Origin of the sequence: Pseudomonas sp. GM18 (genome assembly GCF_000282195.1) — a bacterium.
Classification (GTDB): domain Bacteria; phylum Pseudomonadota; class Gammaproteobacteria; order Pseudomonadales; family Pseudomonadaceae; genus Aquipseudomonas.
Window position 1 is genome coordinate 58,969 of record NZ_AKJT01000046.1, and the last position, 12,593, is coordinate 71,561.

The window sequence follows — 12,593 nt, forward strand, 5'->3', positions numbered from 1 at the left end:
AAGTAAGCTCCCGCCGCTCGCGAGTTCTCCCGCCGTGAAACCAGCACCTCTTGTCACCATCGCCATCCCCGCCTTCAACCCGCAGTTCTTCCAGACGGCACTGCAAAGCGCGCTGAATCAGACCTACGCCAATCTTGAAGTGATCATCTGCGATGACAGTAGCGGTGATGAGATCCGCGAGATCGTCGATGCCTGTGAGGTGCCTGTCTCGATTCGCCTGCGCTATGTGCGCAATCCGCAGCGCCTGGGTTTTCAGGCCAACCTCATGGCCTGCGCGCAAGAGGCCAGCGGTGACTATCTGAAGTTGCTGTGTGACGACGACCAGCTACTTCCTGAATGCATCACTCAGCAGATCGGCGGCTTCATCGACCACAACGACGTCAACCTGGTGATCGGCCAGCGGCAGTTTTACGACAGTGATTACATCCTGCTTTCCGACCGTGTGGAAAATTGCTGTTTTTCCACCGGTGTCACCTTGTTCAAGGGTGAGGATCTGCTGGGCATTCTGGAAAGCAGTCCGGTCAATTTTCTCAGTGGCCTCAGCGGGGCGTTGTTGCGAACCCGTCATGCGCTGGAATATTTGCCGGCCCTGACTCAGATCGGCGAAGGTTTTATCGCGTGTCTGGACTTCGCCTTGTTTGCCTGCCTGCTACGGCGTGGCAATCTGGTGGTGGTAGGTCAGGTGTTGAGCCTTGAACGTTTGCATCCGGCGCGGCTGAGCGATCAGGCGCCAGTCAAGGCTGCGGTAATGACCGAGCTCGACTGGCTCAAGCAAATGCTTGCCTTGCGCAGTGGTGAGCCGGCGCCTGCGCCGGGCTGGGTACGTTATCTGGCATTGGCCGATGCGATTGAAGGGCACGCCTATGCCTGGGAAGAAACCGCGCTGGGCCGGCAACTGGGCTTCATTCAAACGATGGTGCACACCCGGGTAGGCGTCGAGTGCGAGAGCTTTGCCGACATGTACCGGGAATGGCTGTCGTGCCGTCGTTTGAAACCGGCCCAGCAACGTTTGCTCGACGCCCGATTGCAGGGTTGGAGCTGGCGTCCGCGCATCGTGCCGATTGTTCTCGACAGCGAAGGCGATGTTCCGGCGCTGGAAGAGACGCTCAAGAGTATTCGTCAGCAAACCTATGCTTCTGAGCAAGTGGTAGTGCTGTCCCAATTGCAGCACGCGCCATGCGACGGTGTGCGTCATGTGCGCCTGGATGATGAACCGGTTACCCAGTTCAATCGCCTGCTGGCCCAGTTGGACAATGCAGATTGGATCTATCTGGTTCGCGCGGGGGATCGCTTGAATGAACTGGCTTTGCTGTTGCTGGCAGAGCGCATGGTGGAAATGCCTGAAGTGCGCTGCCTCTACAGTGACGAGGGCGGATTGCGTGATGACGTCTCGGTCGAGCCGGTGTTCAAGCCGGACTTCAACCTGGATCTGATGCGCAGCTATCCCTATGTCGGCCGCGTGCTGGCCCTGCAACGGCAGCGGATGATCGAGCTGGGTGGCATGCAACACGGTTTTGGCGAGCTGGGTGTGCATGATCTGGTCTGGCGACTGGTGGAGAGTAATGGGCCACACGCGATCGGGCACATCACTGAAGTTCTTGTGGAGTCCGCTTTGTGTCTCTCCCAGTGGCTCACGCAGCCGCAGATTATCGAGCAGAGCCCTCGCGTGCTGGCCGCGCATCTGCAGCGACTCGGCGCACCGCACCGGATTCGCTCCGGCAGCCAGCCGATGATCAATCGTGTGGACTACCTGCATGATGAGCCGGCCATGGTCTCGATCATCATTGCGACCCGTGATGAACTGGGCTCCCTGGAACGTTGCGTCGAAAGTCTGTTGGAGAAAACCGCCTGCCAACGCTATGAAGTTCTCATTGTCGACAATGGCAGTACTGCCGTTGATGCCTGCAACTGGCTGTCGGCCATGGAGCAAATGGGCAGTGACAAACTTCGGGTGTTGCGCTGTGATCATGGTGACAATCTGGCGGCAGTGCAGAACTACGCTGCCGGCCACGCCCGTGGCGACTATCTGTTGTTTCTCAGCCCCTACAGTGTCGTTGTGAGCCCCGATTGGCTCGACGAGTTGCTCAATCACGCTCAGCGTCCGGAAGTCGGCGTGGTCGGCGGTCGGCTGGTGAGTCCGCAAGGGCGTATCGAGGGCACGGCCCAGGTACTGGGGTTGCGGGGAGTTGTCGGTGTTCCCAATCGTGGTGAGCCGCTCAACACGTCCGGTTACATGCAGCGCCAGCAGACGGTACAGAATTTCAGTGCCGTGGGCATCGATTGCCTGCTCGTGCGCAAGAAGGTTTTTGATGAGCTGCATGGCCTGGACGAGCAAAATCTGGCGCAAGCACTCAATGGCGCTGACTTTTGCCTGCGCGTGAAGCAAAACGGATACCTGGTGGTGTGGACTCCCTACGCCGAATTGATGCGAGTGGTTCCATCCTCTGCCTTCAATCCCGCTCCCAGGGTGCTGCAGGCCGAGCAGAAAAGTTTTTACCAGCGATGGTTGCCGGTGATAGCCAGGGATCCGGCCTACAACCCCAATCTGAGTCTGGGCGCCAGCAACTTCAGTCTGGAGCCGGGATTCAAGGATGGCTGGGACCCGTTCTCGCGTCAGCTTTTGCCCAAGGTGCTGGGGATTCCAATCAATACCACCGCCGTGGGCCATTACCGGGTTGCCCAGCCGTTCCGTGAGTTGGAGGCGGCCGGGCGCGTGGTGGGGCACCTGAGTTATCACACGCCGACAGACATTGACCTTGAGCGGTGCTCCCCCGACGTGATCGTGTTGCAGGGGCGCTATAGCCAGAATGCGGTCGATGAGGTTGAACGAGTCAAAAACTGTTCGCACGCTTTCCGCATCTTCGAACTTGACGATTATGTGATTGATGTCCCGAAGAAGAACGCGCACCTGCGCAAGGCTGAGGTCGGGGTCGATAAAATAGTGCGCCGTGGCGTAGGGCTGTGTGACCGGGTTGTGGTCTCGACCCAGCCCTTGGCCGATGCATTGCGGGATATGCATCACGATATCCGGGTCGTCCCGAATATGCTTGCGCCGCATCTCTGGACCGGGCTCACCAGTCAGCGCCGCACTTCTCGCAAACCTCGTGTGGGTTGGGGCGGCGGGACGAGTCATGATGGGGACCTGGCGATCATTGCGGACGTGGTACGCCTGCTTGCCAACGAAGTCGAATGGGTGTTCTTCGGCATGTGCCCGCCGGCGTTGCGTCCGTTTGTCCATGAGTTCCATCCCAGCATCGGCCTGGAGGCCTATCCGGCCAAACTGGCCAGCCTGAACCTCGATCTGGCCTTGGCACCTCTGGAGTTCCATATCTTCAACGACTGCAAGAGCAACCTGCGTCTGTTGGAGTACGGCGCCTGCGGTTACCCGGTGATCTGTACCGACACCGAGGCCTATCGCGGTTATCTGCCCTGCACCAAGGTCGTGAGCAACAGCACCGAGGAATGGCTCGAGGCAATCCGCATGCACCTGTCCGACCCTGATGCGAGCTATCGCATGGGCGATGCGCTGCGCGAAGAAGTGCTGCGCGATTACATGCTCAAGGGCAACAACCTCAACTACTGGGTCGAGGGCTGGCTGCCAAACTGATCGAGCATGGATGTACCCATGCAGGCGGCCATGGGCCCGCTTTACGATTGGGGACGAACCCGGTCTGCATGATCCGGATTCGTCCCTTTTTTCTGCCTTTTATCTGGATTCATGAGCTGGCGCGTTTCCTGCAAGTCCCCCTCATATCGCCATAAAACGAGCGCTTGCGGCCGGTACGCCAGCGCCTGACACGGCAGAGCGTTTTAGCCAGACAGCCCGCAAAAGCTTGAAATAGCTTGGCCGAGCTCTGTGAAGAACAAGAGGGGAGACGATGAAGGCAGTAATTCTGGCGGGTGGCCTGGGCACGCGCATCAGCGAAGAGTCGCACCTCAAGCCCAAGCCGATGATCGAGGTCAGTGGCAAGCCAATTCTTTGGCACATCTTGAAACAGCACTCCGCCCACGGGATTCATGACAAGAACCGCCTCGAAGCGCTGTGGCAGCGCGGGGAGGCCCCATGGAAGCAATGGGCCTGAGTCCAGAGTTCTGGCGCGGCAAACGGGTGCTGCTGACCGGCCATACCGGTTTCAAGGGCAGCTGGTTGACGTTGTGGCTGCAAAGCCTCGGGGCCGAGGTCAGCGGGTTTGCCCTTGATCCGTCCACCGAGCCGAGCCTGTTCGAACTGGCGCGGGTGCATGAGGGCATCAACGATCAGCGCGGTGACCTGCGTGACCTCGGTGCCTTGCTGGAACTGATCGCCGACGTGCAGCCGGAAATCGTCCTGCACCTGGCGGCCCAACCGCTGGTGCGCGAAGGCTATCGCGATCCGCTCGGCACCTATTCCAGCAACGTCATGGGCACGCTCAATCTGCTTGAAGCGATCCGCCAGGTTGGCGGCGTGCGTGCTTGTGTGCTGGTGACTACCGACAAGGTTTACGCCAACAAGGAATGGCTGTGGCCGTACCGCGAGGACGAAGCCCTGGGGGGACACGACCCTTACAGCAGCAGCAAGGCTTGTTGCGAATTGTTGGCGCAGTCTTACGCCGCATCGTTTTTCCCGGCCGACAAATATGCCGAGCATGGCTTGGCGTTGGCCACCGCGCGTGCCGGCAACGTGCTGGGCGGCGGTGACTTTGCGCCTGAACGCCTGATCCCCGATGTGCTCAAGGCCTGGTCGGCCGACCAGCCCGTGACCCTGCGCTACCCGCAGGCCGTGCGCCCCTGGCAGCACGCTCTTGAACCTTTGGCGGGTTACCTGCGACTCGCTGCCGGCCTTTATGAGCGAGGCCCGCAGTTTGCCGGCGCGTGGAACTTCGGCCCGAGCGAAGCGGACATGTGCAGCGTCGGTGAAGTGGTCGAGTTGCTCGCCAACCGCTGGCCGCAAGCGCGCGGATTGCGCATCGAACCGAGTGATTTGCACGAAGCCGGCCTGTTGCGTCTGGACAGCAGTCGCGCCTGTCAACTGTTGGCCTGGCAACCGCGCTGGTCGTTGCAGCAGTGCCTGACCCAGACCCTCGATTGGCACCTGGCGTGGCAGAACGGCGATGACATGCGTGAAATCACCCTGCGTCAGTTGAACCTGTATCGAGGCGCGCTGTGAGCGAGTTTTTATTGAAGACCTTGCCGCTGGCCGGACTGTTCAGCGTGCAGCACAAACGCTTCGAAGATGATCGCGGGCACTTCGCCCGGCTGTTCTGCGAAGGCAGCCTGAGCGCGTTCGGCCAGCCGTTTCATATCCGCCAGATCAATCGTTCCTGCACACGTTTACGAGGCAGTGTGCGGGGGCTGCATTATCAAAATTCCAACGCACCGGAAGCCAAGCTGGTTACCTGTCTGCGCGGCGAAGTCTGGGATGTGGCGGTGGACTTGCGTCCCGACTCCGAAACCTTTCTGCAATGGCACGCCGAGCACCTGAAGGCGGGTGACGGACGCAGCCTGTTGATCCCGGCCGGGTTTGCCCACGGTTTCCAGACCCTGACCGATGATGCCGAATTGCTCTATCTGCACAGCGCCGATTACACGCCGGAGCACGAGGGCGGTTTGTCGGTGAACGATCCACGGCTGGCCATCGCTTGGCCGTTGCCTGTCAATAATCTGACAACCCGGGACGCCAGCCATCCCTTGCTCGATGAACGCTTCTCTGGAGTGCGTCTATGAATAACTGCCGTGGTTGCGGTACTTCTTTGGCCTTGCCGCTGATCGATCTCGGCACATCGCCGCCGTCCAATGCCTACATTCGCGCCGATCAGCTGGAGCAGGCCGAGCAATGGATGCCGCTGAAGGCAGCGGTGTGTCAGCAGTGCTGGTTGGTGCAGATCGAGGATTACTTCCGCGCCGACAGTCTGTTCGACGCCGAGTATGCGTATTTCAGTTCGTTCTCCAGCACCTGGCTGGCCCATGCCGAGCGCTATGTCGCGGAGATGGTCGAACGCTTCGGCCTGACTGCCGACAGCCGCGTGGTGGAAATCGCCGCCAATGACGGTTACCTGTTGCAGTATGTGGCCGGGCGCGGCATCCCTTGTCTGGGCGTTGAGCCAACCCGCAGCACCGCGCAAGCAGCGCGGGAAAAAGGCCTGGAGATTCGTGAACTGTTCTTCGGTCGCGATACCGCCACGCAACTGAAAAGCGAAGGCTGGGCCGCCGACCTGATGGTCGCCAACAACGTGTTGGCCCACGTCCCGGACATCAATGATTTCCTCGGTGGTTTTGCCTCCTTGCTCAAGCCGACCGGTGTGGCGACGTTCGAGTTTCCGCAACTGCTGACGCTGATGGCCGGCCAGCAGTTCGACACGCTGTATCACGAGCACTATTCCTATCTGTCCCTGACTGCCGTGCAGACCTTGTGCGAGCGCAATGGCCTGAAGGTGTTTGACGTCAGTCAGCTGTCGACCCACGGCGGGTCGTTGCGGGTGTTCGTCCAGCGTGCCGACGGTGTTCGCCGAGAGGTGCAGACAAGTGTTCAGCAGCAGCTGCAGGCCGAACGTGCAGCAGGGGTGAAAACCCCCGAGTACTACGCAACCCTGGCGCCAGCGGCCGAGGGCATCAAGCACGGACTGCTGCGGTTCCTGTTGCAAGCCAAAGCCGATGGCAAGCGTGTAGCCGGTTATGGTGCCGCGGCCAAGGGCAACACGTTGCTCAACTACGCCGGGGTCAAAACGGATCTGCTGGCCTGGGTGGCTGATGTCAATCCGCACAAGCAGGGCAAGTACATGCCGGGCAGTCGTATTCCGATCGTTTCGCCGGCGCGGATCGATCTGGAAAAGCCGGATTACATCCTGGTGTTGCCGTGGAACCTGTTGCGCGAGGTCAGTCAGCAATTGGCCCAGGTGCGGCAGTGGGACGGCCGTTTCGTGATCGCCGTGCCTGAGTTGACTGTGCTGTGAAGGTGCTGGTGACCGGTGCCACCGGGTTCGTCGGCCGACATCTGGTCGCGGCTTTGCTCGCCCGTGGCTGCGAGGTGCGGGCCGTGGCGCGTAACGTCGAGACCGCCGCACAATTACCGTGGATCAACGCTGTGGAATTCGTGGCCGCGGATGTTCATGCCTCCGACCTGGACTTCGCCGCGCTGACCGATGGCGTCGATGCCTTGGCGCATCTCGCCTGGCCGGGGTTGCCGAATTATCAGGCGCTGTTTCACTTCGAACACAACCTGATGGCCGATTACCGGTTTATCAAGGGGGCGGTCGAGGCGGGCGTGTCGCAGGTGTTGATCACCGGCACCTGTTTCGAATACGGCCTGCAGAGCGGGCCGCTCGGCGAGCAGGCCGAGGCGCGACCAAGTAACCCTTACGGGCTGGCCAAGAACACCTTGCGACTGTTCCTCGAGAACCTGCAGCGCCAACAGCCCTTCACCCTGCAATGGGCACGGCTGTTCTACCTGCACGGTGCCGGGCAAAACCCCAACAGTTTACTGGCGGCACTGGACCGGGCAATCGAGGCCGGGGCCGACAGCTTCAACATGTCGGCCGGCGAGCAGTTGCGTGATTACCTGGCGATCGACACGGCCGCCGATTACCTCGCCGCGATCCTGCAGCAGCGCGAATTCGATGGCGTGATCAATTGTTCCAGTGGCCAGCCGGTATCGGTCAGGGCGCTGGTCGAGCAGCGGTTGCGTGAGCGTGGCGCGTCGATCCGTTTGAACCTGGGCCATTACCCATACCCGACCCATGAACCGATGGCGTTCTGGGGCGTGGCGGACCGCTTGCAACAGCTACTGGGAGCAGAGCATGAGGCATGAGTTGTATCGGGTCGCCAGCCTGCCGGTGTTGCAGAACCGTACCTTTGCCGACCCGGAGTCGGCCAGGGCTTCGGCCAGCGCCGACATGCTGTTGGTGCAGGATGAGACGAGCGGGCTAATCTTCAATCAGGCCTTCGACGCCGACAAACTCAGCTACGACGCTGACTATCAGAACGAGCAGGCGCATTCCGGCCAGTTCCAGAAGCACCTGAGCGATGTCGAAGGGATCATTGCCCGCCACTTCAAGGGTCAGGAACTGATCGAAGTCGGCTGCGGCAAAGGCTACTTTCTTGAGCTGCTCAAAGGCTTGGGCTACGCCATCACCGGCATCGACCCGGCCTACGAAGGCGACAACGCCGACGTGATCAAGGCGCCGTTCACCCGCGGCCTGGGGCTGTCGGCGGACGCGATCGTGCTGCGGCATGTGCTGGAACATATCCAGGACCCGGTGAGTTTTCTCGCCGAGATGGCCGAGGCCAATCAGGGCGGGCAGATCTACATCGAAGTGCCGTGCTTCGACTGGATTCTTGAGCACCGCGCCTGGTTCGACCTGTTCTACGAGCACGTCAATTATTTCCGCCTCGATGACCTGCGCCGGATGTTCGGCACCGTGCACGAGACCGGTCACCTGTTCGGTGGCCAATACCTGTACATCGTCGCCGACCTGGCCACGCTGCGCCTGACGCCGGAACAACCGGTGCCGCGCCAGGCATTGCCGGACGGTTTCACCAGCAGTCTTGAGCGTGCGGTGCAGATCATTCAAGCGGCGCCCGAGCAAGGCTCGGCGATCTGGGGCGCCTCGTCCAAAGGCGTGATTTATTCGTTGTTCCTGCAACGCGCGGGTGTGGCGGTGGATCGCGTGGTGGATATCAACCCGGCCAAACAGGGGCGTTATCTGCCCCTGAGCGGCGTGCGGGTGTCCTCGCCGCAAGAGGCCATGGATGCCTTGCCCGAAGGTGCCAACCTGTTTGTGATGAATTCCAACTACCTCGAAGAAATCAAGCGGATGACCGGTGGACGCTACGTCTATCACGCCGTTGACAGCACTTCGTTCCAGTAATTATTGAGATTCTAAAATGACCGATAACACCATCAATAAAGCTTTCGAAGCTGAGTGCCAGGCCGAAATCGCCCGTCAGGGCGATGACCAGAAACTCACCGGCCTTGCCCGTGAGTTCTTCAACGAATCGGCCAAGCACAAATACAGCTACCACTTCTCGTGGATGGGCCGTCCGATCATCCAGTTTCCCCAAGACATAATGGCGATGCAGGAAATCATCTGGCAGGTCAAACCGGACCTGGTGATCGAATGCGGCATCGCCCATGGCGGTTCGATCATTTACTACGCCTCTTTGTTGGAGCTGCAAGGCCACGGTGAAGTGCTGGGCATCGACCTCGACATTCGCCCGCACAACCGCGAAGCCATCGAAAGCCACCCGATGAGCAAGCGCATTTCGATGATCGAAGGTTCGAGCATCGACCCGGCCATCGCCGCCCAAGTGCGCGCGGCCGCCGAAGGCAAGAAAGTCATTCTGGTGCTGGATTCCAACCACACCCACGATCACGTGCTGGAGGAACTGCGCCTGTACGCACCACTGGTTTCGGTGGACAGCTACTGCGTGGTCATGGACACCGTGGTCGAAGACATGCCAGCCGATTTCTTCCCGGATCGTCCATGGGGCCCGGGCGATAACCCGAAAACTGCGGTGTGGAAGTATCTGGAAGAAAACAAGGACTTCGAGATCGACCAGCAGATGCAAAACAAACTGCTGATCACCGTGGCGCCGGACGGCTATCTGCGTCGCGTTCGTTAATCAAAAACAGCTTCAGGTACTTGGCGATCGGCCGGTTGTGGGGATAGGAAAATGCAGGTTCAAAGCAGCACTCAAACCAACGTGACACCGCTGAACGAACTGTTCACGGTGGTGGTTATCACCCACAACCGCAGGGCGTTCCTGCGACGCGCCTTGCAGTACTACAGCCGTTACTCCGCCAAGGTGCTGGTGCTGGATTCGTCCGTGCAGGGCGATGAGCGCATCGCAAGCGACTTTCCGTCGGTCGACTATCGCCATTTGCCGCAGTTCACCTATACGGGGTTTCAGCAAAAGCTCGCGTATGGCGTCAGCCAGGTCACCACGCCGTACATGGTGTTGGCTTCCGACGATGACTTCCTGCTGCACGATGCACTGACCGAATCGGTGAACTTCCTCGAGGCCAATCCCGATTACGGCCTGTGCCACGGCTACTGCCTGATGTACCTGACGCACTCCAACTATGTGCAGTACTACCGTCGCGACAAGAAGGTAAAAGAGGATTACAACGCCGAGCGCGCGCAGGATCGTGTGCTCGACTACATGGGCCAGTACATTCCGCCGTTCTATGCGGTGCACCGCACTTCGCTGTTGCAGGACTGGTACGCGGCCATGCCGGAGGGCACGATTTTCGAGTGGCAGGAAATCGGCCATGTGTATTACATGCTCGCGCGGGCCAAGGCGCGGATTCTGCCGATGCCTTATGTGGTGCGGGAGGTCAACTACGGCCGTTCGGATCACAATACCGAAATCATTCACGTCCTGAGTTTCAAAGACGCCCGCTCCGTCGCCGAGCGTGAGCGCTTTGCCGGTTTCCTCGCCACGCTGCCGACTGACATCGGTGGCCTGAACCAGACGCAGACCGCAGAGTTCGCCCTGCAAAGTTTCCAGGCGCTGGCCGACAGCCTGGCCACGCGCAATGCATTGACTATCGAGCCGATCTTCGAGTCCTACTGGAAAGATCCCACCATTGGCCCGAAACGCGCATTCGGTACCCAGCAATATGTCGAGATGCCGTTCTACAACCAGGCGTTTTTCGATCAACTGACCGCGTGCGAATTCCTGCTCCATGCGATGCCGGCCGGACGCTTGCAGCTGGAAGAAATGGAAGGTGCATTACTTCAGCAGCATACGTTGCAGCGCACCTATTCCAATGACACTCCCGAGACCATCCAGACCCGTTTGCTGCATGCCGTGCAGCTGGGCGCATTCAACCGTCAGGTCGTGCAAAAACTGGCGCAGCAGCTGCTGGACATGGGCGAGAGCGCCGATGCGAAAGTATTGACGGACTGGATTGCCCGCCTCGGCAGCCTACCGACCTACGACAGCCGTCAGTTGCTGGACAGCATGCCCTCCGGCCGCCTGTTGAACTGGTTGCAGGCACGCCAGCCGAACGACACCGCGGTTCGGAAAATCAATCAACACCTGGCGGCCAATGAGGGCGGGCCTCAGTTCGGTATTCTGTTGCTGGATCTTGAAGCTGACATGGACAAGTTGCAGGTCACCTTCGACAGTCTGATGGAAAGCGCTTTCCGCGCCTTCAAGGTGGTGGTCTTCACCACCGGTGATTTGCCCGACGTCACCACCGAACAAAATACCGTGCATTTTGTAAAGGTCAGCGCAAGCAACTACGTCGATAAACTGAACCAGATTGCCCAGCGCTCGACCTCGGACTGGCTGCTGTTGGCTGAGGCCGGCGATGAGTTCACGGCTGCCGGCTTCCTGCGCGCCAGCCTTGAGTTGCAGGACGCGGAAGGTTGCCGTGCGGTGGCAATGGATGAGATTCATCGCCGTAGTAACGGCACATTGACCGAGGTTTTCCGCCCGGCCTTCAACCTCGACCTGCTGCAAAGTCTGCCGACGTTGACCGCCCGGCATTGGCTGATCCGACGCGAAGTGCTGGTGGATGTCGGTGGATATGCCCGCGAGTTCAGCGATGCACTGGAATTCGACCTGCTGCTACGCCTGATCGAAGCTGGCGGGTTGGCGGGGCTGGCGCATTTGGCCGAGCCATTGCTCATCACTCCGGCGGTGGAGTTGGCACCAAACGAGCATCAACGACAAGCTCTGGTACGCCACCTGGCAACCCGTGGTTATCAGGCGCAGGTCAGTGCCGAGGCATTCGGTGGCTTGCGGATCGACTACCGCCACGCGCAGCGTCCGAAGGTGTCGATCATCGTACGCAGCGAAGGCGATCAGGAGTCATTGCAGCGCTGCCTGGTGAGCGTATTGCAGCGTACGCGCTATCAGAACAACGAAATTATCATCGCCGACAACCACAGCCAGTCAGCCGATCTGCTGGCGTGGCTCGACAGCCTGGAGCAAAACGGTCGCGGGCGGATTCGCCTGATCAAGAACGAGCAGCGCATGAGCCCGTCGGCACTGCTCAACCAGGCCGCTGCGCAGGCGCAAGGTGAGTACCTGATACTGCTCGCGGCGGACGCCGAGGTGGTTAATGCCAATTGGATCGAAACCTTGCTCAACCAGGCTCAGCGTCCGGAAGTGGGTGTGGTGGGTGCCAAGCTGGTTGATCGCGAGGGCAGTGTGACCGGCGCCGGTTTGATTCTGGGGCTGGGGGACGGCGTGGCCTCTGCGTTCGTCGGCGAGAAAAAAGACGCTCCGGGTCATATGCATCGACTATTGGTCGAGCAGAATTATTCGGCGGTTTCCGACGCTTGCCTGATGGTGCGCAAAGAGGTGTTCGAGGCACTGGGTGGGCTGGATGAAGAGCATTTCGAGCATGCGTATGCCGATGTCGACTTGTGCCTGAAAGTTGCCGATGCCGGGTTGCTGACCGTATGGACGCCGCAAGTGCAAATCGCCCACCCCGGCTCTTTGCCGGATAACCCGCAGGCGGTAGCTGCCCTGCGTGACAAGTGGCACGCCCGCTTCGAACAGGATTCAGCCTACAACCAGAACCTGGCCTTGACCGGCAAGGGCTTTACTCTCAGCGAACCGACCAGCGTGAACTGGGCGCAGTTGCTCGCATAAGCCTGGCT

8 protein-coding genes and 1 pseudogene are annotated in these 12,593 nt (G+C 60.0%); all 9 read left to right on the plus strand.

What is annotated here, in order from left to right; genetic code table 11:
- The first annotated feature begins 34 nt into the window (after positions 1-34).
- The 9 genes and pseudogenes from PMI21_RS13825 to PMI21_RS13785 all read left to right on the plus strand — a co-directional run bounded on the left by PMI21_RS13825 (position 35) and on the right by PMI21_RS13785 (position 12,585).
- The gene (locus PMI21_RS13825) at positions 35-3,607 is read left to right on the plus strand and encodes a glycosyltransferase (protein ID WP_007938572.1); all 3,573 of its coding nucleotides are present in this window, start codon (positions 35-37) and stop codon (positions 3,605-3,607) included.
- A gap of 271 nt (positions 3,608-3,878) precedes the next feature.
- Positions 3,879-4,022 (plus strand): annotated as a pseudogene (locus PMI21_RS13820) (sugar phosphate nucleotidyltransferase); the annotation flags it as partial.
- 41 nt (positions 4,023-4,063) lie between these two features.
- Positions 4,064-5,146, plus strand: coding sequence for a CDP-glucose 4,6-dehydratase (rfbG, locus tag PMI21_RS13815; protein ID WP_007938582.1), 1,083 nt, complete (start codon positions 4,064-4,066; stop codon positions 5,144-5,146).
- Complete coding sequence (locus tag PMI21_RS13810; RefSeq protein ID WP_007938583.1) at positions 5,143-5,703, plus strand: dTDP-4-dehydrorhamnose 3,5-epimerase family protein; 561 nt, start codon at positions 5,143-5,145, stop codon at positions 5,701-5,703. Before rfbG ends, PMI21_RS13810 begins: the two co-directional genes overlap by 4 nt.
- Positions 5,700-6,929, plus strand: a complete 1,230-nt coding sequence (locus PMI21_RS13805; RefSeq protein ID WP_007938584.1) for a class I SAM-dependent methyltransferase — start codon at positions 5,700-5,702, stop codon at positions 6,927-6,929. The genes PMI21_RS13810 and PMI21_RS13805 overlap by 4 nt, the downstream gene beginning before the upstream one ends.
- Entirely contained in the window at positions 6,926-7,783 is an 858-nt protein-coding gene (locus PMI21_RS13800) for an NAD-dependent epimerase/dehydratase family protein (RefSeq protein ID WP_033064008.1), read from the plus strand. The genes PMI21_RS13805 and PMI21_RS13800 overlap by 4 nt, the downstream gene beginning before the upstream one ends.
- Positions 7,773-8,843: a class I SAM-dependent methyltransferase gene (locus PMI21_RS13795; RefSeq protein ID WP_007938586.1), complete on the plus strand. Its 1,071-nt coding sequence runs from the start codon at positions 7,773-7,775 to the stop codon at positions 8,841-8,843. Before PMI21_RS13800 ends, PMI21_RS13795 begins: the two co-directional genes overlap by 11 nt.
- Before the next feature lie 16 nt (positions 8,844-8,859).
- Positions 8,860-9,597 (plus strand): cephalosporin hydroxylase family protein, encoded by a 738-nt coding sequence (locus tag PMI21_RS13790; protein WP_007938587.1) that lies wholly within the window; start codon positions 8,860-8,862, stop codon positions 9,595-9,597.
- Positions 9,598-9,648: 51 nt separating this feature from the next.
- Positions 9,649-12,585 (plus strand): glycosyltransferase family 2 protein, encoded by a 2,937-nt coding sequence (locus PMI21_RS13785; RefSeq protein ID WP_007938588.1) that lies wholly within the window; start codon positions 9,649-9,651, stop codon positions 12,583-12,585.
- Positions 12,586-12,593 lie beyond the last annotated feature (8 nt).